The sequence below is a fragment of the Pseudomonas sp. PGPR N4 genome (genome assembly GCF_059693665.1).
The window spans coordinates 739,248-763,870 of record NZ_JCAUKV010000001.1; the positions used below are offsets into that span (position 1 = coordinate 739,248).

Consider the following 24,623-nt stretch of genomic DNA (forward strand, 5'->3'; position numbering starts at 1 on the left):
CCGAACGATTTGACATAGCCATGGCCGGCACATCCCGCCATTAGGCGCTCAGCATTCGAGGTACAGTTTTCAACCTCTGACACCAAGGTAACTGCTAACTCCTTGTCGGCAAGTCCTTCGCAGATGAGCGCCAAATAGTCCGTTGCTTTCACCAGGCCTGCACGCCTTTCACTGCGTCACCTCCCGCAACACCTCGTCCTTGACCACCGCCCCACCAATCGGCGCCTTCAGCAGTAGGAAGTACGCCACCGCCGAACACAACGCCACCACCGCGCTGATCATGAACGCCGTATTGAACGACCCCGAGTACTGAATGCTAAAGCCCGTAACGATCGGCGCGACCGACCCGGCAATATACCCACCAAAGTTCTGGATCGAACCAAACGAGGCCACCCGCGGGCTGTCGACGATGGTGTTGACGATCATCCACGCCGTGGCACTGGCCATGTTGATGCTGAACAACGCCAGGCACAGCAGAATCACACACCCGGTAAGCCCGGTGACGTACGACAGCGGCAAGGTAAACAGCGCTGCCAGCACCAGGCCGGTGATCACGCTGAACTTGCGGCTGCCGAGAATGCTCATGCCCCGCTTCACCAGCCGATCACAGAAGCGGCCGGCGACGATGGTACCTACCGCACCAAAGCCATAGGCCAACGACACCACCCAGGCAGTCTTGTACAAGTCCAGGCCATGCTCGCGCTCAAAGTAACCGGGTAGCCAGGTCAGGTGCAGCCAGAGCATGTAGATCACCCCCATGAAACCCAGCACGGCGCCCCAGGTGCTGCGATGCTTGAACAGGTCGAGCCAGCCGGCAAAGTACGACACCTTGGGTGCTTGCGGGGCGGCGGCAGGTGCCACGTGCTCGGTAGGCAGCGGTTTGCCTTCGGCCGCCAGCTCGGCCAGGTACTGCGCCTTGCTTTTGTAGAAGGTCAGCCAGCACACCGCCAGCACTACGCCCAGCAACCCAGTGATGATGAACATGCCGCGCCAGCCGTAGTTGACCATCAACAGCGTCAACAGTGGAGGTGCCAGGCAAGGCCCGAGGCAGGTCGACGACCAGACGATGCCGGTAGGTGTGCCGCGTTCGTTGGCATCGAACCATTCCGACAGCGCCTTGGCTGCCGATGGGAACATCGGCGCCTCGCCGATCCCCAGCAGCACGCGCAGGCCCATGAAGCCGGCGAAGCTGTTGACCAGGCCGAAGGTGGTCTGGGCGACCGACCAGGCCAGCAACGATGCGCCGAGGGCGATCTTGCTGCCCAGGCGGTCGATGATCATGCCCATCGGCAGCTGGGCAAATGCGTAGGCAATGGAGAACGCCGACAGCAGGATGCCCATCTGCGAGGGGCTGATCATCATGTCTTTCTGGATCGAGGTGTTGGCGATCGACAGCGCACTGCGGTCCAGGTAATTGACGATACCGATCAACAGCAGGAACACCACCGTGATGCTCTGGTACTTCTTCAGTTTGTTCATTGCATGGCCTTTATTATTATTGTTGCAGCGCGTTCAGCGCCTAGGCGATCCGTCATTGCTGTCGCGTTCATCCATGGTCGGTTACGGTTGGATCAGGGTTGCCGCGCGGTCACTGCCGCGTCGAGCAGGCCGCGGCGGCTGAGGCTGTCAATCAGCGAGCGCAGGCCGAAGCTCCACTGCGGCGCCTGGTCGCTGGTGGTCACCCGGTTGCTCAAGGCGCCCAGCTGCGCGCTGCTGATGGTGACTACGTCGCCAGGCTTGTGAGTGAAGCCATTGCCCGGTTGGTCGCGGTCTTGCTTGGGGGCGAACAGGGTACCGAGAAATAGCACCAGGCCGTCCGGGTACTGGTGATTTTCGTTGAGGGTCTGCTGCACCAGGTCGAGCGGGTCGCGGCTGATTTGCTGCATCGAGCTGCGGCCCGAGAGGATGAAGCCCTCCTCCCCTTCAACCCGCAGGTCGACTTCGGCGTTACGCACGTCGTCGAGGCTGAAACCTTCGTCGAACAGACGCAGCAGCGGGCCCAGCGAGGTCGAGGCGTTGTTGTCCTTGGCTTTGGACAGCAGCAAGGCACTGCGCCCTTCGAAGTCACGCAGGTTGACGTCGTTACCAAGCATGGCGCCTTTGATGCTGCCGTCGCTGGACACTGCCAGTACCACTTCCGGTTCCGGGTTGTTCCAGCTTGATTTGGGATGGATGCCGATGTCGGCGCCGTGGCCCACTGCCGACAACGGCTGGGCCTTGGTGAAGACTTCGGCATCCGGGCCGATGCCGACCTCCAGATACTGCGACCACAAGCCCTGCTCCACCAGCACGGCGCGCAACGCCTCGGCCTGGGCTGAACCTGGGACGATCTGTGACAGGTCGGCACCGATGCGGCTGGCCAGCGTGTCGCGGATCGCATCAGCCTTGGCCGGGTCGCCCTTGGCTTGCTCCTCGACCACGCGTTCCAGCAGGCTGGCGGCAAAGGTCACGCCGGCAGCCTTGACGGCCTGCAGATCGATCGGTGCCAGCAGCCAGGGTTTGCTGATGTCACGTTGGCGTGGATCGCTGTTGGCAAGCAGCGCCGGCAGCTCGGTCAGCGCATCGGCCAACGGCAGCGAACGCAGATAAGCCACCGGGTCAGCCACTTCGAGCAGCGCCGAAACCGTGGCGACGTGGGCGCTGATATCATGCACTGCGCCCTCCTTCACCAGTACTACTGCCGGGCCTTGCTCGGGCAGCCATACCCGCCCTATCCAGCTGCCACTGTTACAGACGGCGGCATTGTGGCTCAACGGCAACGAAGGCTTGCTGTTCGATTGATCTGTCATGTCTCTACCTTTCTTGTAGTTGTCTATCAGTGACCAAGCGCGGCCACTTGCAATTGCGCGGCGAGCTGGTTGAGGTCTGCGACCAGAGTCGGCGCCAGGCTTACGCCCTGGGCCAGAGCCTTGCTGCGCAGGGCCAGGCCGGCTTGCCCAGGCAGGCGCACCGGGCGCTCCGGATCTACTGGGCGGCTGGCGAGGATCAGTTGGCCGAGGAAGCTGGTTTCGTCAGTAAACGCCTGTAGGCCGCCAAAGAAGCGCGGATCAATAACTACCGCAGTGGCCGACGCGCCCCATTGATCAGGGCAGTCCTTGCGCCCATGGCCGGCCAGGCCCGAGGTCAGTGCTTCGACCAGAATCGCCAGAGCGAAGCCCTTGTGGCCGAAGGCCTGGCCACCCAGCGGCAAGATGCTGCCCTGCGGGCGGGTGAAGAAGTCCGCAGGGTCATCACTCGCCTTGCCTTCGTTGCTCATCAGCACCGGGTGCGCCAGCTTGCTGCCGTTATCCCGGCATTGGCTGACCATGGCCATGGTCACGGTGGACATGCTCACATCCAGCAGGATCGGTTCGCCGCCGGTGGGGATACCGGCCGCAATTGGGTTCGGTGTGTAGATCGGATCAACTCCGCCATGGGCACAGACCAACCCTACCGACGGATCGGAGGAATACACCATCGCGACCAAGCCACGGTCGGTGTATGGCTTCAAGTAGGCCGCCAGGCAGCCAATATGCGCAGCGCGGAGGACCACGGCGATGCCGATGCCCTGCGCGCTGGCCCCGCTGGCCGCACAGTCCAACGCACGGCTGACGCAGTACGGGCCGAGTACATAGTTGCCGTCGAACAGGCTGGCAACACCGCTGTCGGAGATCTGCTCCAGCGCTGCCGCCTGAGCCTTGACCTGGCCACTCAACATGCCGCCAATGTAGCGACTGACCAGATTCAGGCCATGGGTGCGATGGCCGAGCAACTCGCCTTCGAGCAGCACTCGGGTTACCACTTGGGCGACCTCCGCGTCGGCGCCGGCGCTTGCAAACAGGCGCTCGACAAACGTGCTGAGCGCGTTCACTTCATAGCGGATGGCTTCGCTCATACGCTCAGCTCCCGGTTTGGTTGAGCGCTGCCGAGCTCGGCTGACCATCCACCAGGCGCTGAATGCCCAGCGGGTTGGCGTTCTGCAAGGCCGGCGGCAGCATGGCGTCAGGGATGTTCTGGTAGCACACCGGGCGCAGGAAGCGGTCGATGGCCAGGGTGCCAACCGAGGTGCCACGGGCATCGGAGGTCGCCGGATACGGGCCGCCATGCACCATCGCATCGCAGACTTCGACGCCGGTCGGGTAGCCGTTGAGCAACACTCGGCCCACTTTCACTTCCAGCGCGCCAAGCAGCGAGCCGTGGTCAGCCAGGTCTTGCTCATCCGCCAGCAAGGTTGCTGTCAGCTGACCGTGCAGAGCGTTCACGGCTTGCAGCAGTTGCTCGGCATCATCGACCCGAACCACCACAGTGCACGGACCAAACACCTCTTCCTGCAGCAGCTCGTCCTGCTCCAGCAGCAGGCTGACATCTGCCTCGAACAGCTGCGGCTGGGCCTGATTGCCCTGTTGCCGGGCACCGCTCAGGTGCTCGATACCAGGGTGCGCGAGCAACCTCTGCAGGCCTTTGTCGTAGCTGCGCAGGGTGCCGGGGTTGAGCATGGTCTGCGCCGGCTGATCAGCCATGTGCCCGCGCAACTGCTCGATAAAAGCGGTGAAGGCCGGCGAGCGAATGCCTAGTACCAAGCCCGGATTGGTGCAGAATTGCCCACAGCCCTGTACCACCGATGCGGTCAGGTCCTTGGCTAGCTGGGCACCGCGATTTGCCAGTGCCTTCGGCAGTGCCAGCACCGGGTTTATGCTCGACATCTCGGCAAATACCGGGATCGGCTGCGGTCGCGCTGCCGCCATATCGCACAACGCCCGGCCGCCTTTGAGCGAACCGGTAAAGCCCACCGCCTGGATACCCGGGTGTTTGACCAGTGCCTCACCCACGCCGCTGCCGAAGATCATGTTGAACACGCCCGCCGGCATGCCAGTGCGCTCGGCAGCGCGGATCAACGCTTCGGCAACGCGCTCGGCGGTTGCCATATGGCCGCTGTGGGCTTTGAACACGACCGGGCAGCCGGCGGCCAATGCCGCAGCGGTATCGCCTCCCGCAGTGGAGAACGCCAGCGGGAAGTTGCTGGCACCGAACACCGCCACCGGGCCAACGCCGATGCGGTATTGACGCAGGTCGGGGCGTGGCAACGGCGTGCGCGCTGGCAGCGCTTGATCAATACGAGCGCCATAGAAATCGCCACGGCGCAGGACCTTGGCAAACAGACGCATCTGGCCGCTGGTGCGACCCCGTTCGCCTTGGATTCGCGCGCTGGGCAGCGCGGTTTCCTGGCAGGTCAGGTTGACGAAGTCTTCACCGAGGGCATCGAGCTCGTCGGCGATCGCCTCAAGAAACTCTGCGCGGCGTACTGCCGGCAAATTGCGAAACGGTGGGAACGCGGCACTGGCCGCTGCCACGGCGTTGTCGACCTCGGTCAAGGTCGCTTGATGAAAGCCGCCCGCTAGCTGCGCGCCGGTATGGGCGTCGATGCTGTAGACCAGGGTGTCGCCAAGTGCGCTGCGCTGGCCGCCGATGAAGTTGAATCCGTTAACGTGCATAAAAAGTCGCCTCGAAAGATGAAGGGGGCTGGCAGTCAGGTCACGGCACCGATCTGCCAGGGCACGAACTCGTTCTGACCGTAGCCGTGCTGTTCGCTCTTGCTGCGCTCACCCGAGGCGATGCGCAGCATCTGTTGAAAGATGTAGGCACCGCGTTCTTCGATGCTGGTGGAGCCGTCGGCGATGCCGCCGCAGTTGACGTCCATGTCCTCTTCCTGGTGCTCGAACACCCGGTTGTTGGTGGCCAGCTTGATCGACGGCGCAGGCGCGCAGCCGTAGGCCGAGCCCCGGCCGGTGGTGAAGGCAATCAGGTTGGCGCCGCCGGCGACCTGGCCGGTGGCGGAGACCGGGTCATAACCTGGGGTGTCCATGAACACCAGGCCTTGAGCGCGCACCGCCTCGGCGTATTGATAGACGTCGACCAGATTGCTCGAGCCGGCCTTGGCCACCGCGCCGAGGGATTTCTCCAGAATGGTGGTCAGCCCTCCTGCTTTGTTACCCGCCGAAGGGTTGTTGTTGAGCTCGGCGTTCATGCGCTGGCAGTAGTCTTCCCACCAATGAATGCGTGCGATCAGCTTCTCGCCGACCTCACGGCTCACCGCTCGGCGCGTCAGCAGGTGCTCGGCGCCATAGATCTCCGGTGTTTCCGACAGGATCGCGGTGCCGCCGGCCGCGACCAGGCGGTCAACGGCATTACCCAGTGCCGGGTTGGCGGTGATCCCGGAGTAACCATCGGAACCGCCGCATTGCAGGCCAACGACCAGGTGCCGCGCACTGACTGGCTCACGTTTGACCCGATTGGCGTCGGCCAGCAGCGTCTTGACCTGCTCGATGCCGGCGGCGATGGTCTTTGAGGTGCCGCCGATGCCCTGGATGGTGAAGGTGCGCAGTTGCTCGCTGGCTTGCAGGCCCTGGGTTTCCAGCAGACTCTCGATCTGGTTGGTTTCACAGCCCAGACCAATGATCAGCACAGCGGCGAAATTGGGGTGTATCGCATAGCCTGCCAAGGTACGGCGCAACAGACCCAGCGCTTCGCCACTGGGGTCCACTGCGCAACCGGCACCGTGGGTCAGGGCGACCACACCGTCGATATTCGGGTAGTCGGCCAGCGCCTCGGGGTGGATATCGCGGCGGAAATGATCAGCCACTGCCCGGGCGACGGTTGCCGAGCAATTCACCGAGGTAAGGATGCCAATGTAGTTGCGTGTGGCGACGCGGCCGTCGCCGCGCACAATCCCCTGAAACACTGCTTCAGTAGCAGCCAGGCTGCGTGCATCGACGCCAAAGGCATAGTCGCGGGAGAAGTTGCCCATCTGCACGTTGTGCACATGGACGTGATCGCCAGGTTCGATGGTTTGCGAGGCGAAACCGATGATCTGGCCGTAACGGCGCAGTGGCTGGCCCTGCTCCAAACGCTCGGTAGCGACTTTGTGCCCCGACGGGATGGGTTGGCGCACGGTGATCGCTTCGCCGTCCAGCTCAAGGCCTTCAGGCAGCGCCTGGCGTGCAATCAGGACGTTGTCCAGCGGGTTGAGGCGGATGACCGCAGGGTCGGCGCAGCGGGCAATCAGTTCCATGGGACCTCTCAGGGTACGGCTGACTTCTTGTTATGGCGTCGCCCGTTTGCTGCCGGGCGAATCTGCCACCACTGTATGAAGCCTTACCGATAATTCCCAATGAGATGAACCGATCAGCCGATAACCGGGGGTTATCAATGCGTCAAATCGAACCTCGTTTAGAAATCGCTACTGCTGCCCTCCTCCATGCGCCGCTGCTGGGCAAACTCCAGCAGGATATCGATGAATTCCCTCGCAGAGCCGGTTGGCGGCTGATCCTTACGGGTGATCACGCCGTACTCCAGCGGCGATAGATGTAGTGGGCTCTGCAGTTCCTTGAACAGGCCGCTGCTCAGCTGCGCGGCAACCATCGAGCGCGGCAGCATGGCGATCATCGGTGCCGACTGCAGCAATTGCAGGAACATCGGCATTGAAATGGTCTCAACGCTATCGGCGGGTGTGGCAATGCCGGCCACCTTGAAGGCCTGCTCAAGCCGCCCGCGCAGCGGCGTACCCAGCGGGTACAGCACCCACGGCCAGTCCGCGAGCGCCTCGAGCGGCGTGCTGGCCAGCTGATTGAGCGGGTGACTGCTGTTGACCACCAAGGCAAACGGTTCAGGTTCCAACGGCTGAAAGTCGAACACCTGGCTGAAGCGCTCCTCGGTGAAACGGCCGATCATGATGTCGAGCTTGTTCTGCTCGAGCATCGTCAGCAGGTGGTCACTGGAATGCTCCACCACCTCGATCGACAGCAACGGGCTACGTGCTTTGATCGCAGCAATGGCCTGCGGCAGCACCCGCGGCGTCGAGGCAAAAATCCCGCCCACCCGGATAAACCCATGGCCGCCCTTGCGCAGGCGGTTGAGCTGGTCGACAAACTGCTGCGACTCGGCCAATGCGCCCTGGGCGTACTTGACCACGTATTCGCCAAGCTCGGTCGGCGGCATGCTGCGCGGCAGGCGCTCGAACAGAGCAAAGCCAAACTGCTCCTCGAGATCGCGCAGCATCTTGCTCAACGCCGGCTGGCTCAGGTTCATCAGGTTGGCGGTGGCGTGCATGTTGCGGGTACGGGCCAGGCTGTCGATCAGCACCAAGTGCTTGAAGCGCAGCCAGTTGCAAAAGCTGGAGTGGATGATGTCGGACGGCATCAGAAAACGGCCTCAGGCAGGTAGACAAACATGGCTATTGTGGGGCTCGCAGGTACTGCAGCAACGTTTCCAGTGCCACCGAGCGCGGCCGTGAACGCAGCGTCAGCAGGCCCAGATTGGCCAGGCTGATCGGCAGCTCCACCGGCAGGATCGCGACCATCCCGTACTGGGCGTAATGCGCGGCGACATCGTTCGGCACCACGGCGATCATGTCGGAAGCCTCCAGCATGGCGGTGGTCGCCAGAATCGACGCAGTCTCGACGATGTCCAGCGATTGCACCATCCCCCCGGCCTGCAGCGCACTTTCGACCCGCCGCCGCATCGGGCTGCCGATCGGGTGCAGGATCCACGTCAACGCGACCAGATCAGCCAGCTGCAATGTGCTCGCTGCCGCCATCGGGTGGCCAGCGCGGGCGATCACGCGCATCTGCTCACCGCCCTCGAACAACTCGATATTGAGGTCCTGGCTGTCGCTCTGATCCGGCAAGCGCCCCACCACCAGGTCGAAGTCACCACGCAGCAACGCCGGCAGCAAGGTATCGCTGGTACCCACTTCAAGCGAAATGCGCACCTTGGGGTGGTCGCGCTTGTAGGCCAGCACAGCCTTGGTCAGCAAGCCCGGCACCGGCCCCATTACGCTGCCGACCCGCACCAGCCCGGCGGCGCCACGCGCAAGCTCGGCGATCTGCGCTTGGGCGTGCTCGAACTCGTGCAGCGCACTTTGCGCGTAGCGAATCATCACCTCGCCGTACAGGGTTGGCTGCATGCCACGCGGCAGGCGCTCGAACAGGCGCACTTCAAGGCGCTCCTCGAGCTGTTGCAGCAGCAGGCTCGCAGCAGGCTGGGTGGTGTGCATGGCCGCAGCAGCGCGGCGCAGGTTGCCGAACTCGCCCAAGGCGTTGAGCAGGGTTATCTGACGGCTGGAGATCTTCAGCGGGCCAAGACTGCGCGGCGCCTGCGAGGTGTCTGCTGGGGTCTGAGGCATATCAATTCTGATATCCATAGTTAGGAATTGGCGATTATGCCTATATCGCTCGGCAACCTACAGTCAGGTCTCCAGAGGTAACCCAGAACAAGAGACCGCCATGAGCATACGCATTACCCACCTGAGCGTTCGCGACATTCGCTTCCCGACTTCGCTGTCACTGGACGGCTCCGATGCCATGAATAGCGCGCCTGACTACTCGGCCGCCTACGTCGTGCTGCACACCGATGCCGGCGAGCTCGAAGGCCACGGCTTGACCTTCACCATTGGCCGCGGCAACGAGATCTGCGCCGCTGCCGTGCAGTCGTTGGCGCCGCTGATCGTCGGCCAGACCCTGGAAGAGATCACCGCAGACATGGGTGGTTTCTGGCACCGCTTCACCGTGGGTGACAGCCAACTGCGCTGGCTGGGGCCGGAAAAAGGCGTCATCCACCTGGCCACTGCCGCCATCGTCAACGCCGTGTGGGACTTGTGGGCCAAACATGAAGGCAAGCCAGTGTGGAAGCTGCTGGCCGACATGAGCCCCGAGCAACTGGTCGCGTGCCTGGACTTTAGCTACGTCACCGACGTGCTCACCCCGGAAGAAGCTATCGCCCTGCTCCGCCGCCAGGTGCCGGGCAAGGCCCAGCGCGAGGCGCAGATGCTTCGCGAAGGTTACCCCGGCTACACCACCGCGCCCGGCTGGCTCGGCTACAGCGAAGAGAAGATGCGCCGCCTGGCACGTGAAGCGGTCGAGGACGGCTGGACCCATATCAAGCAGAAGATCGGCGCCGACCTAGAAGAAGACATTCGCCGCGCCAGCATCCTGCGTGACGAGATCGGCTGGGAGCGGACCTTGATGATGGACGCGAACCAGGTCTGGGGCGTCGAGGAGTCTGTCAGCAACATGCGCCGGCTGGCAGCCTTTGCCCCGCTGTGGATCGAAGAACCAACCAGCCCCGATGACATTCTTGGCCATGCCACGATCCGCCAGCGCATCGCGCCGATTGGTGTCGCCACCGGCGAGCATTGCCACAACCGGGTGATGTTCAAGCAGATGTTCCAGGCCGGCGCGCTGGACTTCTGTCAGCTCGATGCAGCACGCCTGGGCGGCCTCAACGAGGTGCTGATCGTGCTGCTGATGGCTGCCAAGTACGACGTGCCGGTGTGCCCGCACGGCGGCGGTGTCGGCCTGTGCGAGTATGTGCAGAACATCGCGCTGTTCGACTACATCGCCGTTTCCGCCTCGCTGCACAACCGGGTGCTGGAGTACGTCGACCATCTGCATGAACACTTCATCGACCCCGTGGTGATCCGCCGCGGCCGCTACATGCCGCCGCAGCGCCCGGGCTACAGCATTGAAATGCACGCCGAGACCCTGGAACGTTACCAATATCCCGACGGCGCAGTCTGGCTGGACATCCAGCGTGGTTGATTGACCTACCGCAGCGCGACGCACCACCGCGGCGCGCTGTTACTTATAGCTTTCGGGGAAAAAACAATGACAATCCTCACACAACCGACAGCGGCTGCCGCGCCTGCTGTTGCGGCTGATCAGCGCCTGAACAGCCTGCTTTTGCGCAAACTGATGCCACTGCTGGTCATCGTCTATGTAATGAGTTTTCTCGACCGTACCAACATCGCCTTGGCCAAGGCCAGCATGGGCGTTGACCTCGGCTTGTCGGCTGCTGCGTATGGGCTGGGCGCGGGTCTGTTCTTCCTGACCTACGCCTTGGCCGAGGTGCCGAGCAACCTGATCATGCAACGGGTTGGCGCGCGCTTCTGGATTACACGCATCATGATCACCTGGGGCCTGTTGTCTGCCGGCATGGCTTTCGTCGAGGGTGAGACTTCGTTCTACGTCATGCGCCTGCTGCTGGGCGTCGCCGAGGCGGGGCTGTTTCCCGGCGTCATGCTCTACCTGACCTACTGGTTCGACCGCGAGCAACGCGCCCGCGCCACGGGCTATTTCCTGCTCGGCGTGTGCCTGGCAAACATCCTCAGCGGGCCGCTGGGCGGTGCCTTGCTGGAAATGGACGGCGTGCTCGGCTGGCATGGTTGGCAGTGGTTGTTCGTGCTTGAAGGCTTGCCCGCCGTGGCGCTGGCGTATGTCGTCTGGAAAAAGCTGCCCGATGGGCCGAGTTCGGCGCCGTGGTTATCGGCCGCTGATGCGCAGGACATCGAGCGCCGGCTGGCGGCTGAACGTGCCGCTGCACCGCAGCAGAGCAAGCTGTCGCAGATGTTTCGCGACAAGCAGATCTGGCTGGCGATCGCCGTGTACTTTGTGCATCAGATCACTATCTACACCGTGATCTTCTTCCTGCCCGGGATCATCGGCACTTACGGCGCACTGTCGCCCTTGCAGATTGGCCTGCTCACGTCAGTGCCTTGGATCGCTGCTGCAATTGGCGCGGCAACCCTGCCACGCCTTGCCACTTCACCAAACCGTTGCCGCACGCTGCTGTTCTTCGGCCTGCTGACCATGGCCGCCGGGCTGCTGCTGGCTTCGGTAGCCAACTCGTTCATTGGCCTGATCGGGTTCTCGCTGACGGCATTGATGCTGTTCGTGGTGCAGTCGATCATCTTCGTCTTCCCCTCCAGTCGCTTGAGCGGCAATGCGCTGGCTGCCGGCCTGGCATTTGTCACGACCTGCGGTTTGCTCGGGGGCTTTGTCGGCCCCTCGGTGATGGGCTTGATCGAGCAAGCAACCGGCAGCACCCGCAATGGCTTGTGGATCATTGCTTCGATGCTGGTTCTGGCTGCGCTGCTCAGCATGCGCCTGCGCCAGGGTCAGGAGCAGTAACCGCCATTGGTCGGGGAACCGCCCTTTGCAAACGACTGCTACCCGCCCACAGCGCTCATAACTACTGAGGGTGGTGCAACGGCATCACCCCTCACTCCTGTGCTTGGCCTGCCTGCTGGCAGGCCTTTTTTATTCAGCCGAGGGAATGATCATGCGCGAGCAAATGATAATGGGTGGCGGCAGCGTTGAAGACGATTGGCCAGAATTGGTCCCGGACCGCCCCGATGGGCAAGCAGACGACCCAGATGCTGACCCTAACTTGACTGACCCGGACGAGCGCCCTGGCGTCCCCGCCAGTGATCCTGAATCAGGCGCCTGACCTGGCCGTAGACTTCCAGCAGACAAAACAAAGCCGCTCCCAATCAGGAGCGGCTTTGCTCAGACAGCCCGACAGTAACTGCTGGCTACCGCTTGTTCAGGCAGTAGGCAGCATCGACTGGTTGGCACCGGCACTGGAGGCAGGTTTGCCACCCGATGGCCTCCAGCTCACTTCACTGATCCCGTATCGTTCGGCCATGGGCCTGCTGACCTTGCGAATCTTTTCACGACCAAACTTGGGAATAATGCCAATACCGGCGTCACAACTAGCCCAGTGCCAAGCCTCGGCGTTATCCATCCGATCCAGCCGGATGATGAAGCTGCGCGTTTTACCGTGCAGCTTGTAATCGACGATATAAAGCTCTGGGGTAGGCATCGCAGGGGGCCTCCTCTTCTCCATGGATGACAACTAGTGGAACCGGCGGGATCACGAAGATTCAAAATTTTGTCGAACAAAGCACATAAACGGTTTGCGGCGACCCCGCATGCGTTCAGGCACCGGCAGGGTCGAGCTGCAGCAGCAGGCCGAATCCACCCAGCAAGACCCAGAAAATCAGGAACAACCACGGCGTCCGGATCGAAAACATCAGCGATTTGCGGTAACCACGATGGGTTGACTCAGACTCGCTGAACAACGGCCAATCATCGTATGCAAAGCCCATGCTTGGCTCGTTGTGCAACAGGTGACTTTGCTTGAAATGCCAGTGGTCGATGATGCCGTACGAGGCGCGAATTCCAGGCCAGGCGTTGAGTGAGCTGATGATGCCCAGCAATGCCAAAAACGCAGGCACAACCAGAGTAAAAAGCCTGCCCCAGCTGGGATTGCCGTTGGCCATGCAGGACGCATAGGCAATTACCAGAAAAGACTGTGCCGACAGATAAGCATCTGTGCGGTTGGCAAGAATCGTGGTCTCGAACTGGATTTCTCGGCGGTAGAACTCCAACCGCTCGCGGGGGGTTTCGAATGTTACCCCCTGCGGCGGCGGAACAAGATCCTCGCTGGTGACCGATGTGATGATGCGTTCCGTCATTACTACTCCTCTCAGCTGCTCGCAGCGGGTCCAAGCCGCCCATTGGTTACCGGGTCTGTGGCAACACCTGGGGTCAATACGACCTTGCGGCAGCGTTCTTGCTGTTCGTCGAACATCTCATAGCCGCGCACTGCATCTTCCAGGCTGAGGCGATGGGTGATGATTGCTTCGGGATTGAGCCGTCCTGCTTCGATATGTTCGAGCAGTTCAGGCAGGAAACGTTGTACGTGGGTTTGGCCCATCTTGAAGGTCAGGCCTTTGTCGAATGCATCACCGAACAAGAAGCCATGGATGAAGCCGGCATATACGCCAGGCACACTGACTACGCCACCACGGCGCACTGCTGCCATGCACTGGCGCAGCGCCTTGCCGTTGCTCCCTTCAAGCTTCAGCGCCGTCAGTACCGATTCAGCAGTACTGCCCTTGGCCTCAAAACCCACTGCATCAATGGCCGCGTCAACGCCGCGCATGCCTGCGGTCTGGCGAATGATGGTGTCAGCAGGATCGTCGTCATGATCAAAATCGATCGGAATCACGCCGTAGGCGCGCTTGGCGTAGTCAAGTCGATAGGCATGCTTGTCGACCATGAAAATCTGCTCGACCCCAAGCATGCGTGCGCACGCAGCACTCAGCAGTCCTACCGGACCTGCCCCATAAATAGCCAGGGAAGAACCCTGGCCGACTCCCGCATTGGTCACTGCCTGCCAGGCGGTGGGCAGAATGTCTGACAGGAACAGTACTTTGTCATCGCTCAGCGTTCCTGGCACCTTGAACGGACCGACATTGGCCTTCGGCACCCGTACATACTCGGCCTGGCCGCCGGGAATGCCGCCATACAGGTGGCTATAGCCAAACAACGCCGCACCGGAAGGGATCAACTTCTTGTTGAGGATCGCCCCGCGTCCGGTATTGGTCGTCTCACAAGCGGCAAACAGGTCATTTTGGCAAAAGAAGCAGCTGCCGCAGGCAATCACGAACGGGATGACAACACGATCTCCACGCTGAACCGCGGTGACTTCGCTGCCAACGTCTTCAACAATCCCCATGAACTCATGGCCGAGAATATCGCCCTCTTCGAGCGCAGGTATCCTGCCGTGATACAGGTGCAGATCGGAGCCACAGATGGCAGTGGCGGTTACTCGCAGCAGAATGTCGTCCTTCTCTTGAATGCCAGGGTCAGCCACAGTATCAACCCGGACATCTCCAGCGCCGTGAAAGGTCAATGCGCGCATATTTGTCGCCTCCAAGTGCAGCTGCTTAGTAGTTACGAGCCGGCCCAAATGGGATCGGCTCCATCAACATTCGCTGCGACTGACCAGCGGCGCCAAATACCGCCCTGCAAGATTTCAGGCGTGAACGCTCCATTGAACCGAGTCGATACTGATCGGCAGCTCATCGATAGTGTGGATCAGGCCGCCCGCTATTGCCTCCTCAGCACTCAAGATGCGTGGTTTGGCCAGCAAATAGTGCTCTATATCCAATGGTTGCTCAGCGCCAGCCGTGCGCTCCGCAACTATTTGCGCGTAGAACTGCAAGTCGTAATCAAGGCTCATGGCGTACTCGGACATACGTGCGTGGTCGACTGAGCCGTGCAGCGTCCAGTGGAACGGGTGAAACAGAAACTTGCTCATGCGACAGGCCGTGCGCTGTTCACCCGCCAGAAACAGAATATTGCCCATCGATTCGACCGTGCCGAGGTTGTGCGTATGCACCAGTACCGGCAACGAGCGCAGAAAGTTGTACAGCGTGAAACCGTAACTGCAGTCACCGCCCATGGTGGCGATGTTCAACTGAAGTGTTTGCGCGCCTTGGTTGAGGGCTCGCGAACAGGTATTGATCAGGTTACCGCAGGTCGAAGATGTGATCGGGCCGGTGAAGTGAATGATGTGACGGGCCATGCGTGCCTCCGGAGGTGGCGGGCATTGGATGCCGGTGCATATATCAAGGTGGAATCGTCAAGCGCGGCAAAGTTCAAAATTGCTGGTGGCGCTGCGTACCAAGGCGCCCACTGGTCAACCCACGCTGAACCCTGACGCTCACGCAGAGGTCGCAGTAAAAGACCGATTTTGCACAAGGACTCCACCGTGAGCGACATTCGCATCGGCATATCCGGATGGCGTTATGGCCCCTGGCGCAAGGACTTCTACCCGGAAGGCCTGCGCCAGAAGGATGAACTCGCGTTTGCGTCACGAGCAGTCAACAGCATTGAAATCAACGGCTCTTTCTACGCGCTGCAAACCCCAGCACGATATGCGCAATGGCGCGATGAAACACCAGACGACTTCATCTTCTCGGTCAAGGCCCCGCGCTATATCACCCATACCCGCCGGCTCAAGGATATCGAAGAGCCGCTGGCGAATTTCTTCGCCTCCGGTCCACTGATGCTGGGTGCCAAGCTCGGTCCGATGCTGTGGCAGTTCCCGGCCACGATGAAGTTCGATGAAGCACGCTTCAAGGCTTTCTTCGAGCAGCTCCCGCGCGATCGCCGGGCCGCCTGCCGCTGTGCCGAGCAGTGCGCCGAACGCCTGCGCGGCAATGGCGCGACCGCCATCAGCGGTAATGTCCCTTTGCGTTACGCCATCGAGATCCGTCACGAGAGCTTCCTCTGCGCCGCCTTCATCAAACTGCTGCGCAAACACAACATTGCCCTGGTTGTCGCCGACAGCGCCGGCAAATGGCCCTATGTCGAAGACGTGACCGCAGATTTTGTCTATATGCGCCTGCATGGCGATGTCGAGCTGTACAGCAGCGGCTATACCGCACGCGCCCTGCGCCGTTGGCGCCAGCGCATCGAAGCCTGGAGCCAAGGTGGCCAGGCGCAAGACGCTCGTCTGGTGGTGCCCGGCGCACCGCGCAAGCGCGCCCAGCGCGACGTCTACTGCTACTTCGACAACGACCAGAAAGTCCATGCCCCTTATGACGCACGGCGTCTGTTATCCAAGCTCAAGCTCGATGGCGAACTGGTCACCGAGCCTGGCGTCGAACCGCAGGTGGATCTATGAACCAACCGCTACACGAAGCGCGCTGCAGCGTCGGCAGCGTTACTGCCGTGCATGGCCTTAACGTCCTGACGATCAACGTGCACAAAGGTTTTACCTTCTTCAATCGGCGCTTCATCTTGCCCGAGCTGCGCGAAGCGGTACGCAGCACCGGCGCCGATCTGGTGTTTCTGCAAGAAGTACATGGCACTCATCTGCAACATGCCGAGCGCCATCCGACCTGGCCAACCACGCCACAATACGAGTTTCTTGCCGACAGCATGTGGTCGCAGTTCGCCTACGGGCGCAATGCGGTGTATCCCCATGGCGACCACGGCAACGCGTTGCTGTCCAAATTCCCCATCGTCGAGCACCGAAATCTGGACGTCTCGATTGACGGTAATGAAGAGCGCGGCCTGCTCCACTGCCGCCTGCAGGTGCCTGGCCATGATCAGGTGCATGCGGTGTGTGTTCATCTGGGCCTGCGTGAGGCTCACCGCCAACGCCAGGTGCAGCTGTTGCTGGAATTGCTCGACAGCTTGCCGGCCAAAGCGCCGGTGATCGTCGCCGGCGACTTCAACGACTGGCGCCTCAAGGCCGACAGCGTGCTCAGCGAGCACCTGGTCGAGGCCTTTGGCGACCGCTTCGGCATACCGGCACGCAGCTTCCCGGCACGCCTGCCGCTGCTGCGGCTGGACCGCATCTACCTACGCAATGCCCTGCCACGCTCGGCGCAGGTGCTATCCAAATACCCATGGTCGCATCTGTCCGACCATGCCCCCCTGGCCGCGGAGATCAGCCTATGACGTTATCCTGGACTGAAGGCAACACTGTGCAGTTGCTGATCAATGGCGAGGAGTTTTACCCCCGTGTCTTCGAGGCAATGGGCGAAGCGCAGGAGGAAATCCTGCTCGAGACGTTCATCATCTTCGATGACAAGGTTGGCCAGCAGCTGCAGCGGGTGCTGATCGAAGCTGCCCAGCGCGGCGTGCGTGTCGAGCTGGTGGCTGACGGCTACGGCACCGGCGAGCTGCCCGATGCGTTCATCGCAGCGATGACCGAAGCGGGTGTGCGCTTCCACGCCTTCGATCCGCAGCCGAAAGTGGCTGGCATGCGCACCAACCTGTTCCATCGCCTGCACCGCAAGATCGTGGTCATCGACGCTGAGCGGGCGTTCATTGGCGGGATCAATTACAGCGCCGATCACCTGGGCGACTTCGGGCCGATGGCCAAGCAGGATTACGCGGTGGAAGTCACCGGTCCCGTGGTCGCCCAGGTGCACGCCTCGAGTATCAGGCTGATGAAGCCGGTGCTGGCCGAACCCAAGCGGGTCAAGCCGGTGACCGAGCCGGCGGGGTCGGTGCGCGCGGTGCTGGTCGAGCGTGACAACCGCAAGCACCGCAACGATATCGAAGAGCAGTATCTGCAGGCCATACGCGGTGCGCGCAAGCGCATCCTCATCGCCAATGCGTATTTCTTCCCCGGCTACAGGCTGTTGCGCGAGCTACGCAATGCGTCTCGCCGTGGCATCGAGGTAACGCTCATTCTGCAAGGGCAACCAGACATGCGTTGGGTGCGCGCGCTGTCGCGGTTGCTCTACAACTACCTGCTGCGCGACAACGTGCGGATTCACGAATACTGCCAGCGCCCATTGCACGGCAAGGTTGCCCTGGTCGATGACGAATGGTCGACAGTCGGCTCGAGCAACCTCGACCCGCTGAGCCTTGCGTTCAATCTGGAAGCCAACCTGCTGATCAAGGATCGTGCGTTTAACCAGCAACTGTACGAGCACCTCAGCCAACTGGCCGGCAATCACTGCAAGGCCGTCACCCTTGAGCGGATGATTCGTGGCTACTGGTGGCGAGCGCCATTGATTTTTGCTGGCTTCCACCTGACCCGATACTTTCCGCGGATTGCCGGGGTGCTGCCAGCCCATCGGCAACGCCTGAAATCGCTGCAACCTGAAGTCAGTACCCAAGGTGAACTGCGTGAGGGCAATACCTGATGGAACGGAAAACCTGGCTCACTTGGGGCAAGCGCCTGTTCACCCTGCTGTTCATGCTGATGATCCCGGTATTGCTGTACTACCTGGCACGCAACCTCGACTGGAATGAAGTCCGCCAGTCGCTGCTGGCCTACAAGCCTGGCACGTTGATCGTCGGCTTGGGCCTGGCCCTGTGCAGTTATCTGGTGTTCGCCAGCTACGATCTGCTCGGGCGCGCCTACACCGGCCACAAGCTGCCTGCTCGGCAGGTGCTGCCGGTGGCCTTCGTCTGCTATGCGTTCAACCTCAACTTCACCACCTGGGTCGGCGGCGTTGCTCTGCGCTACCGCCTGTACGGGCGGCTGGGGCTGGATAACGCCACCATCACGCGCATCCTCACCTTGGGTTTGCTGACCAACTGGATGGGCTACCTGCTGCTGGCCGGCAGCGTGTTTGCCATGCGCCTGGTCAAGCTGCCTGAGAGCTGGTCGGTGGGCGCCACCGGGCTGCAGCTCATCGGTGTGCTGATGATCGCCGTATCGGTCGGCTACGTGCTGGCCTGCGGTTACGCCAAACGCCGCACCTGGCATATCCGCAAGCACGAGATCACCCTGCCCTCGCTGCGCCTGGCGCTGTGTCAGGTTGCCTTGGGCGCCAGCAACTGGGCGCTGATGGCGGTGCTGATCTACTGGCTGCTGCCGGGGGATCTGTTCTATCCGTCCATTCTCGGTGTATTGCTGATCAGCTGTGTCGCGGGCGTGGTGGCGCACATCCCGGCCGGGCTCGGAGTGCTGGAAACGGTGTTCCTGGCCCTGCTGCAAGGCCAGATCAGCCAGGGCAGCCTGGTCGCCGGACTACTCGGCTATCGCACCCTGTATTACCTGATACCGCTGGTGCTGGCGGTGATCGCTTATCTGATTCTGGAGAAACGCGCCAAGGCCCTGCGCCAGCAGGACAAGGCGCAATTGCACAAAACCTGAGCGTCAACAAAAGCGGCCGACCGTAAAGGCCAAGGCCCGGGAGACAAACCATGTGTATCCGTGCCTTGCTTTTACTCGGTGCATGTCTGGCCAGCAGTCACGTGCTAGCTGAGGCCTGCGACGTCGTGACCCGCTCCTCCAGCGAGGCAGTCAAGCCTGTCGAAGGCCACACCTGCTACAGCTATAGCAATATGCCCGCCGAGGCCATCGACTGGTCGTGCAGCAACGAGAGCAAGGAGATGCTCAGCACCGACAAGCGCAAAGTCGCCAAATGCGCCGAAGGCAGTGTCGGTAGCTGTATTGCCCAGTTGACCCAGGAAACCCTGGCCAATCCCAAGTCGATGGGCCGCGATGAACCCGCCACGCGGCCAGCGATCGGCAAGGAGGCCCGGGTGATCACTTACTACTACGACACGCCAAGCCTGGGCCAGGCGCGCACGGATTGCGAACGCAGCAACGGCATCTGGCAGACCCACTAGAGGCTGCCGGACACAGGTCGGCCCCGGCCTGGCTCGAAGCTGCTCAACCTGCAGCAGCCTCGAGCCACACCGGGGCCGATTTCAGGGCGGCTCAAGGCGAGATGGGATCGCTGGCCGGGAAAGTCTCATCAAGGGCGTTGTCGACATTGCTCTCACTCGGTTGCGCAGTCTCGCCGCATTTGCAGTCGCCCATGCGGCAAGGCTCGCCATTGCGGTGACCGCTGGCGCAGGCTTCGCAGCAGTAGCCCTTGCCGTCTTGCAGGAGGGTATTGGCGTTGATCGTGCAAGCGCAGTCAAGGCATGCACAGCGTAGTTCGGTCATGATTCGCGGCTCCGGTTGGATGCTTCATCGTCTACAGGTGAGACCTCGTCGGTCCATGGCTCGCCATCCAGCGGCGCTGAGCGCGCCAGCTCTGCTTCGTCGAGGCCAAAGCCGCCGCCGATTTCCTCGGCGTCTACTTCACGCAAGACTTGGTCGGCCGGGTCTCCACCATCACCTGGCTCGTGCGGGTCGCGAGCGCCGGTCTGATCGAACAAGGTGTCTGGGCTCAGGTCGTCCAAGGTCACGTTGTCTTCGTGCAGGCTCTCGGTCAGAGCCTCGCCACCGGTCATGCCGCTTTCGGCCACACGCTCTGGCGGGAAGTCATGTTCGACTTCAGCCAGTGAGCGCTCGTCGCCGGCCCTGCCCTGGCGCTCATCGTCGCGGTCGCTGAAGTCCAGCTCGTGCACACTGCCCATCCGATCCTGAATATCGTCGATCTCGGCAGGCGTGCGGGTTTTCGGGTCGTTAGGCTGAGCCATGTGCGCTCTCCATCAGGTGGGTTCATAAAGTCGACCACCCCGGCTGGCAGATGACTCAAATTTGTTTATCAGGTGCAGACCAAACCCTCGCAGCCGTTGATATCCCCCCGCCCGTCACAGATGGAACTCCCTGCGCCGCCGGCGCCTCCCAATTTCAGAGAGCCTGGGATTTGAACAGGAGCCCGAGATGAGCCAACCCCTGCAGGAATATCAACGCAAACGTGATTTCAACGCCACCCCCGAACCCGCCGGAAAGTCACGCCGCAGCAAAAAGCCACAGGCATTGCAGTACTGCATCCAGAAACACGATGCCAGCCACCTGCACTACGATTTCCGCCTGGAACTGGACGGCACCCTGAAGAGCTGGGCAATTCCCAAAGGCCCTTCACTGGACCCAAAAGTGCGCCGGCTCGCTGTGCATGTCGAAGACCATCCGCTGGATTACGCCGAGTTCGAAGGCAATATCCCCGACGGCCACTATGGCGCCGGCGACGTGATTGTCTGGGACCGTGGTGTGTGGGAGCCCGAAGGTGACGCACAAGCTGCCTACGCCAAGGGCAAGCTGCGCTTCCGCCTGCAGGGCGAAAAACTCTCAGGCGTGTGGAATCTGTTTCGTACTCGTCTGGTAGGCAAGAAAGAACAATGGATGCTGGTCAAATCGCATGACGGCGATGCCCGTAGTGAAGACGAATACAGCATCGTCGAGGCTCTGCCTGACAGCGTGATCAGTGACCGCACACTGGTGCCGCGCAAAGCAGCAAAGGCTCCCGCCAAAACGGCCAAAAAAGCAACGTCTGCTGCCAAGCGCAGCGCCAGCAAAACCAAAGCCGAGCTACCTGAAAAACTGCAGCCTCAGCTGGCCACTCTTGTCGATGCCGCGCCTGCCGGCGACTGGCGCTACGAGGTCAAGTTCGACGGCTATCGCATCCTCGCCCGGATCGACGGCGATGATGTCCGCCTGTTTACTCGCAATGGCCACGACTGGAGCGCGAAGATGCCCCACCAGGTCGAGGCGCTGCGCACGCTCAAGCTGAAGCAAGCCTGGCTCGATGGTGAAATGGTGGTGACCAACGAACAGGGCGCTGCAGACTTTCAGGCATTGCAGAATGCCTTCGATACGCAGAACGACGAGCAGATTACCTATTACCTGTTCGACCTGCTGTTCCTGGGTGGCGAAGACCTGCGTCAGGTGCCGCTGCAAGATCGCCGTGAGGCATTGCGCCAGCTGCTTGAGCACAATGAGCGGGACTGTCTCAGGTACTCGGCCGACTTCGACGAGCCGGTCGAATCGCTGCTGCAGAGTGCCTGCAAGCTGGAACTTGAAGGGCTGATCGGCAAGCGAGCCGACAGCGTCTACTCAGGCCGACGCAGCAATGACTGGATCAAGCTCAAGTGCCAGCTGCGCCAGGAGTTCGTGATCGTCGGCTATACCGATCCCAAAGGCAGCCGCAGCGGGTTTGGCGCCTTGCTGCTGGCCCTGCACGACAAGCCCAGCGGTGAGCTGCGCTATGCCGGCAAGGTGGGCACCGGCTTTACTGCAACGACGTTGGCCAGCATCCATGCACGCCTGAAACCTCTCGAAGTCGCCAAGCCGGCGCTCGCCAAACCTCCAACGGGCGCAGATGCGCGTGGCGTGCATTGGCTCAAACCGAAACTGCTGGCCGAAATCGCCTACGCACAGATCACCCGCGACGGCAGTGTGCGCCATGCGGTTTTCCACGGTCTGCGTGACGACAAACCGGCCAAGGCCATCGACCTGGAGCATGCAATGCCAAAAGCCGCCGTTGCTAAAAAATCCTCTAAAAAACCCAGCGATGATGAAAGCCTCGGTGAACTGCGCTTGACTCACCCCGACCGGATGATCGACGCCAGCAGCGGCGCCACCAAGCGGCAGGTCGCCGAGTACTATGCCGCGGTCGCCGACTGGCTCATGCCGCAACTCAAGGACCGCCCAGTGGCACTGGTACGCGCACCGGATGGGCTGGAAGGCGAACTGTTCTTCCAGAAAAACGCCGGCCAGCTGCACCTACCCGGCGTGCTCGGATACGACAAGGCCGAGGCTGGCCAGGCGGCCATGGTCATCAACAGGCCTGAGACCTTGCTTGGCGCGGTACAGATGAACACGCTCGAGCTGCACACCTGGAACGCCACCGACAAGGATTTCGACAAGCCTGACCGCTTCGTGCTCGACCTCGATCCTGATCCTGCGCTGCCTTGGAAAGCCATGTTGGAAGCCACCCAGCTGACCTTGACCCTGCTTGATGAGCTGGGTCTCAAAGTATTTCTCAAGACCAGCGGCGGCAAGGGCATCCACTTGGTGGTGCCGCTGACCCGCCGCGCCGGATGGGACGAGGTCAAAGACTTCAGCCATGCCCTGGTCAACTACCTGGCCAAGCTGTTCCCCGAGCGCCTGAGCGCCGTGTCCGGGCCAAAGAACCGCGTCGGGCGGATCTTTATCGACTACCTGCGCAATGGCAAAGGCGCCACCACTGCCTGCGCCTACAGCCTGCGCGCACGCGAAGGCCTGCCGGTGTCGGTACCGATCTGGCGTGAGGAGCTGACCGAGCTCAAAGGTGCCAACCAATGGACGATCAATAACCTGCACGAGCGTTTGGCTGAGGTTGAAGATCCATGGGCCGATATGGCCAAGACGCGCCAGTCAATTACCGCTGGCATGCGCAAAAAGATGGGGCTCAAGTGATGGTGGACTGGATCGACCTTCTGCAGTGGCCGGCCATGCTGCTTACCGTAGTTGCCGCCTGGTGCATCGGTTCACGCCGACCCCATCGGCGGCGGATGGGTTTCTGCTGCTTTATCAGCAGTAATCTGTTGTGGGTGATCTGGGGCTGGTCGATCGAGGCCTGGGCGTTGATTGCACTGCAGTTCTGCCTGGGCGCGATGAACCTGCGCGGCTGGAAGAAAAACCTGCAGGCCGAAATGAGTCACTGACCGTACCCCTCGCCCATGCCCCTCAGGAGGCTTTGCGTGTGCGCTTGGTGGGTTTCTTTTCCGTAGTCTTGGCAGGTTCGGGCGCTTTCTTCTTGGCTGCACCGGGCTTGCCCCCGAGGCTGCGTTTGAGCAACTCGGTAAGGTCGATGATATCTGCGCTTTTCTCGCCCTTGCCGCCCTCGGCCTTCTCCACCACGGCGATCTTGCCCTTGCTCGCCTTCTCTTCGACCAGATCCATGATCGTCTGCCGGAACGCATCATGATATTGGTCCGGCGTCCACGGCCCGCTCATGTCTTCGACCAGGCGCTTGGCCATGTCCAGTTCACGCTTGTCGACCTTGATATCGGTTACGCTCTTGTCCAGCTCCAGCGTATCGAGGCCACGCACTTCCTCTGGCCAGCGCAGAGTGATCATCACCAGTGCATCATCCAGCGGGCGCAACAGCGCCAGGTGCTGGCGGGTATGCAAGACCACCGTGGCCAACGCCACCTTGCCGGTGCTTTCCAGGGTTTCGCGCAGCAGCGCATAAACCTTGCCACCGCGCTTGTCCGGGCTCAGGTAGTACGGCGTATCAAAGTGCTGCAGGGGAATATCGCCGGCCTCGACAAACGAGAAGATATCGATCGTTTGGGTGGCCTCAGGGCGCGCCTTGCGGATCTCGTCTTCACTGATCACTACATATTGGCCTTTCTGGTACTCCACGCCTTTGACGATGTTGTCCTTGTCGATTTCCTTGCCGGTGACCTTGTTGATGCGCTTGTAGCCCACCGGCTCCATGCTGCGTTTATCGAGCCAGTCAAAATCGACCCGCTCGGTACGCACGGCGGTATTGAGTGAAACGGGGATGTGCACGAGGCCAAAACTGATCGCGCCTTTCCAGATTGCCCGGGCCATGGTCAGCTCCTGAAATTGCTAGGGTTGCCCAGGCTGGAATGAGCGCAGCGCACCGCAGCGCTCGCAACATTGACATTCCAGCCCGGCTTGTCGGTGATTGATCAGGGTCCGCCATTGGCAGCCCCGCAGCAGGCAGTAAAACTTCATCAGCCACCTCCACGGCCTGAACCACTTCAGGCCCTTAATATGAATGACTGCATGGCGAGATGAAGGTTTGATCGAGATGCCGCACGGCCTGGCCCGAGCGCTCTGAACCAATCATCAGG

General features: G+C 61.5%; 24 protein-coding genes. 9 read left to right on the top strand and 15 right to left on the bottom strand.

Features of this window, described 5'->3' with window-relative positions:
• Positions 1-168 precede the first annotated feature (168 nt).
• The 7 genes from AC58X1_RS03305 to AC58X1_RS03335 form a co-directional block, all read right to left on the bottom strand.
• Positions 169-1,479, bottom strand: a complete 1,311-nt coding sequence (locus tag AC58X1_RS03305; protein WP_101319391.1) for an MFS transporter — start codon at positions 1,477-1,479, stop codon at positions 169-171.
• A gap of 92 nt (positions 1,480-1,571) precedes the next feature.
• Complete coding sequence (locus AC58X1_RS03310) at positions 1,572-2,789, bottom strand: fumarylacetoacetate hydrolase family protein (protein WP_497428334.1); 1,218 nt, start codon at positions 2,787-2,789, stop codon at positions 1,572-1,574.
• 26 nt (positions 2,790-2,815) lie between these two features.
• The gene (locus AC58X1_RS03315; protein ID WP_497428335.1) at positions 2,816-3,874 is read right to left on the bottom strand and encodes an Ldh family oxidoreductase; all 1,059 of its coding nucleotides are present in this window, start codon (positions 3,872-3,874) and stop codon (positions 2,816-2,818) included.
• 4 nt (positions 3,875-3,878) lie between these two features.
• Positions 3,879-5,471, bottom strand: a complete 1,593-nt coding sequence (locus tag AC58X1_RS03320; protein ID WP_497428336.1) for an aldehyde dehydrogenase (NADP(+)) — start codon at positions 5,469-5,471, stop codon at positions 3,879-3,881.
• A gap of 35 nt (positions 5,472-5,506) precedes the next feature.
• Positions 5,507-7,048: a UxaA family hydrolase gene (locus AC58X1_RS03325; RefSeq protein WP_497428337.1), complete on the bottom strand. Its 1,542-nt coding sequence runs from the start codon at positions 7,046-7,048 to the stop codon at positions 5,507-5,509.
• Between the two features lie 158 nt (positions 7,049-7,206).
• The gene (locus AC58X1_RS03330) at positions 7,207-8,175 is read right to left on the bottom strand and encodes a LysR family transcriptional regulator (RefSeq protein ID WP_101319402.1); all 969 of its coding nucleotides are present in this window, start codon (positions 8,173-8,175) and stop codon (positions 7,207-7,209) included.
• Positions 8,176-8,209: 34 nt separating this feature from the next.
• Positions 8,210-9,160 (bottom strand): LysR family transcriptional regulator, encoded by a 951-nt coding sequence (locus AC58X1_RS03335; RefSeq protein ID WP_103437304.1) that lies wholly within the window; start codon positions 9,158-9,160, stop codon positions 8,210-8,212.
• A gap of 100 nt (positions 9,161-9,260) precedes the next feature.
• Between AC58X1_RS03335 and AC58X1_RS03340 the strand changes: the two genes are divergently transcribed.
• Together AC58X1_RS03340 and AC58X1_RS03345 are read left to right on the top strand one after the other, a co-directional pair.
• Entirely contained in the window at positions 9,261-10,574 is a 1,314-nt protein-coding gene (locus tag AC58X1_RS03340; RefSeq protein ID WP_150569265.1) for an L-fuconate dehydratase, read from the top strand.
• A gap of 66 nt (positions 10,575-10,640) precedes the next feature.
• Positions 10,641-11,942, top strand: a complete 1,302-nt coding sequence (locus tag AC58X1_RS03345; RefSeq protein WP_188035926.1) for an MFS transporter — start codon at positions 10,641-10,643, stop codon at positions 11,940-11,942.
• Positions 11,943-12,357: 415 nt separating this feature from the next.
• Here AC58X1_RS03345 and AC58X1_RS03350 read toward each other — a convergent pair whose 3' ends face one another.
• The 4 genes from AC58X1_RS03350 to AC58X1_RS03365 all read right to left on the bottom strand — a co-directional run bounded on the left by AC58X1_RS03350 (position 12,358) and on the right by AC58X1_RS03365 (position 15,189).
• A complete protein-coding gene (locus tag AC58X1_RS03350; protein WP_101319410.1) occupies positions 12,358-12,636 on the bottom strand; it encodes a DUF6555 family protein in 279 nt (92 codons plus the stop codon).
• A gap of 115 nt (positions 12,637-12,751) precedes the next feature.
• Entirely contained in the window at positions 12,752-13,291 is a 540-nt protein-coding gene (locus tag AC58X1_RS03355; protein ID WP_101319412.1) for a hypothetical protein, read from the bottom strand.
• 11 nt (positions 13,292-13,302) lie between these two features.
• Positions 13,303-14,523, bottom strand: coding sequence for a zinc-dependent alcohol dehydrogenase (locus AC58X1_RS03360; RefSeq protein WP_101319414.1), 1,221 nt, complete (start codon positions 14,521-14,523; stop codon positions 13,303-13,305).
• 114 nt (positions 14,524-14,637) lie between these two features.
• A complete protein-coding gene (locus tag AC58X1_RS03365) occupies positions 14,638-15,189 on the bottom strand; it encodes an ATP-dependent Clp protease proteolytic subunit (RefSeq protein ID WP_101319416.1) in 552 nt (183 codons plus the stop codon).
• A gap of 186 nt (positions 15,190-15,375) precedes the next feature.
• On the opposite strand from AC58X1_RS03365, the gene AC58X1_RS03370 reads away from it, so the two are divergent.
• The 5 genes from AC58X1_RS03370 to AC58X1_RS03390 are packed head-to-tail and all read left to right on the top strand — an operon-like array spanning position 15,376 to position 19,712.
• Positions 15,376-16,293 carry a DUF72 domain-containing protein gene (locus AC58X1_RS03370; protein WP_497428338.1) on the top strand — a complete coding sequence of 306 codons (918 nt, stop codon included), beginning with the start codon at positions 15,376-15,378 and terminating at the stop codon, positions 16,291-16,293.
• Positions 16,290-17,075, top strand: a complete 786-nt coding sequence (locus AC58X1_RS03375) for an endonuclease/exonuclease/phosphatase family protein (protein WP_150571631.1) — start codon at positions 16,290-16,292, stop codon at positions 17,073-17,075. The genes AC58X1_RS03370 and AC58X1_RS03375 overlap by 4 nt, the downstream gene beginning before the upstream one ends.
• Positions 17,072-18,274, top strand: a complete 1,203-nt coding sequence (clsB, locus tag AC58X1_RS03380) for a cardiolipin synthase ClsB (RefSeq protein WP_150571632.1) — start codon at positions 17,072-17,074, stop codon at positions 18,272-18,274. The genes AC58X1_RS03375 and clsB overlap by 4 nt, the downstream gene beginning before the upstream one ends.
• Positions 18,274-19,233 carry a lysylphosphatidylglycerol synthase domain-containing protein gene (locus tag AC58X1_RS03385; protein ID WP_497428339.1) on the top strand — a complete coding sequence of 320 codons (960 nt, stop codon included), beginning with the start codon at positions 18,274-18,276 and terminating at the stop codon, positions 19,231-19,233. Before clsB ends, AC58X1_RS03385 begins: the two co-directional genes overlap by 1 nt.
• A gap of 50 nt (positions 19,234-19,283) precedes the next feature.
• Positions 19,284-19,712, top strand: a complete 429-nt coding sequence (locus AC58X1_RS03390) for a hypothetical protein (protein ID WP_150569257.1) — start codon at positions 19,284-19,286, stop codon at positions 19,710-19,712.
• Between the two features lie 91 nt (positions 19,713-19,803).
• Here AC58X1_RS03390 and AC58X1_RS03395 read toward each other — a convergent pair whose 3' ends face one another.
• Both AC58X1_RS03395 and AC58X1_RS03400 read right to left on the bottom strand, forming a co-directional pair.
• Positions 19,804-20,034 carry a metallothionein gene (locus AC58X1_RS03395; RefSeq protein WP_497428340.1) on the bottom strand — a complete coding sequence of 77 codons (231 nt, stop codon included), beginning with the start codon at positions 20,032-20,034 and terminating at the stop codon, positions 19,804-19,806.
• Complete coding sequence (locus AC58X1_RS03400) at positions 20,031-20,513, bottom strand: phosphotransferase system, HPr-related protein (protein ID WP_101319431.1); 483 nt, start codon at positions 20,511-20,513, stop codon at positions 20,031-20,033. Before AC58X1_RS03400 ends, AC58X1_RS03395 begins: the two co-directional genes overlap by 4 nt.
• Positions 20,514-20,700: 187 nt before the next feature.
• On the opposite strand from AC58X1_RS03400, the gene ligD reads away from it, so the two are divergent.
• Positions 20,701-23,214, top strand: coding sequence for a DNA ligase D (gene ligD, locus AC58X1_RS03405; protein WP_497428341.1), 2,514 nt, complete (start codon positions 20,701-20,703; stop codon positions 23,212-23,214).
• Positions 23,214-23,462, top strand: a complete 249-nt coding sequence (locus AC58X1_RS03410) for a hypothetical protein (protein WP_497428342.1) — start codon at positions 23,214-23,216, stop codon at positions 23,460-23,462. Before ligD ends, AC58X1_RS03410 begins: the two co-directional genes overlap by 1 nt.
• 22 nt (positions 23,463-23,484) lie before the next feature.
• Here AC58X1_RS03410 and ku read toward each other — a convergent pair whose 3' ends face one another.
• Both ku and AC58X1_RS03420 read right to left on the bottom strand, forming a co-directional pair.
• On the bottom strand, positions 23,485-24,357 hold the full coding sequence (ku, locus tag AC58X1_RS03415) for a non-homologous end joining protein Ku (protein WP_150569254.1): 873 nt from the start codon (positions 24,355-24,357) through the stop codon (positions 23,485-23,487).
• Positions 24,358-24,375: 18 nt separating this feature from the next.
• On the bottom strand, positions 24,376-24,504 hold the full coding sequence (locus AC58X1_RS03420; protein WP_308812229.1) for a PSPA7_2676 family Cys-rich small protein: 129 nt from the start codon (positions 24,502-24,504) through the stop codon (positions 24,376-24,378).
• Positions 24,505-24,623: the final 119 nt, after the last annotated feature.

Excerpts from the sequence above, each read along its gene's own strand:
- AC58X1_RS03305 (WP_101319391.1), bottom strand. The coding sequence starts at position 1,479 with ATGAACAAACTGAAGAAGTACCAGAGCATCACGGTGGTGTTCCTGCTG.
- AC58X1_RS03310 (WP_497428334.1), bottom strand. The coding sequence starts at position 2,789 with ATGACAGATCAATCGAACAGCAAGCCTTCGTTGCCGTTGAGCCACAAT.
- AC58X1_RS03315 (WP_497428335.1), bottom strand. The coding sequence starts at position 3,874 with ATGAGCGAAGCCATCCGCTATGAAGTGAACGCGCTCAGCACGTTTGTC.
- AC58X1_RS03320 (WP_497428336.1), bottom strand. The coding sequence starts at position 5,471 with ATGCACGTTAACGGATTCAACTTCATCGGCGGCCAGCGCAGCGCACTT.
- AC58X1_RS03325 (WP_497428337.1), bottom strand. The coding sequence starts at position 7,048 with ATGGAACTGATTGCCCGCTGCGCCGACCCTGCGGTCATCCGCCTCAAC.
- AC58X1_RS03330 (WP_101319402.1), bottom strand. The coding sequence starts at position 8,175 with ATGCCGTCCGACATCATCCACTCCAGCTTTTGCAACTGGCTGCGCTTC.
- AC58X1_RS03335 (WP_103437304.1), bottom strand. The coding sequence starts at position 9,160 with ATGCCTCAGACCCCAGCAGACACCTCGCAGGCGCCGCGCAGTCTTGGC.
- AC58X1_RS03340 (WP_150569265.1), top strand. The coding sequence starts at position 9,261 with ATGAGCATACGCATTACCCACCTGAGCGTTCGCGACATTCGCTTCCCG.
- AC58X1_RS03345 (WP_188035926.1), top strand. The coding sequence starts at position 10,641 with ATGACAATCCTCACACAACCGACAGCGGCTGCCGCGCCTGCTGTTGCG.
- AC58X1_RS03350 (WP_101319410.1), bottom strand. The coding sequence starts at position 12,636 with ATGCCTACCCCAGAGCTTTATATCGTCGATTACAAGCTGCACGGTAAA.
- AC58X1_RS03355 (WP_101319412.1), bottom strand. The coding sequence starts at position 13,291 with ATGACGGAACGCATCATCACATCGGTCACCAGCGAGGATCTTGTTCCG.
- AC58X1_RS03360 (WP_101319414.1), bottom strand. The coding sequence starts at position 14,523 with ATGCGCGCATTGACCTTTCACGGCGCTGGAGATGTCCGGGTTGATACT.
- AC58X1_RS03365 (WP_101319416.1), bottom strand. The coding sequence starts at position 15,189 with ATGGCCCGTCACATCATTCACTTCACCGGCCCGATCACATCTTCGACC.
- AC58X1_RS03375 (WP_150571631.1), top strand. The coding sequence starts at position 16,290 with ATGAACCAACCGCTACACGAAGCGCGCTGCAGCGTCGGCAGCGTTACT.
- clsB (WP_150571632.1), top strand. The coding sequence starts at position 17,072 with ATGACGTTATCCTGGACTGAAGGCAACACTGTGCAGTTGCTGATCAAT.
- AC58X1_RS03385 (WP_497428339.1), top strand. The coding sequence starts at position 18,274 with ATGGAACGGAAAACCTGGCTCACTTGGGGCAAGCGCCTGTTCACCCTG.
- AC58X1_RS03390 (WP_150569257.1), top strand. The coding sequence starts at position 19,284 with ATGTGTATCCGTGCCTTGCTTTTACTCGGTGCATGTCTGGCCAGCAGT.
- AC58X1_RS03395 (WP_497428340.1), bottom strand. The coding sequence starts at position 20,034 with ATGACCGAACTACGCTGTGCATGCCTTGACTGCGCTTGCACGATCAAC.
- AC58X1_RS03400 (WP_101319431.1), bottom strand. The coding sequence starts at position 20,513 with ATGGCTCAGCCTAACGACCCGAAAACCCGCACGCCTGCCGAGATCGAC.
- ligD (WP_497428341.1), top strand. The coding sequence starts at position 20,701 with ATGAGCCAACCCCTGCAGGAATATCAACGCAAACGTGATTTCAACGCC.
- AC58X1_RS03410 (WP_497428342.1), top strand. The coding sequence starts at position 23,214 with ATGGTGGACTGGATCGACCTTCTGCAGTGGCCGGCCATGCTGCTTACC.
- ku (WP_150569254.1), bottom strand. The coding sequence starts at position 24,357 with ATGGCCCGGGCAATCTGGAAAGGCGCGATCAGTTTTGGCCTCGTGCAC.
- AC58X1_RS03420 (WP_308812229.1), bottom strand. The coding sequence starts at position 24,504 with ATGAAGTTTTACTGCCTGCTGCGGGGCTGCCAATGGCGGACCCTGATC.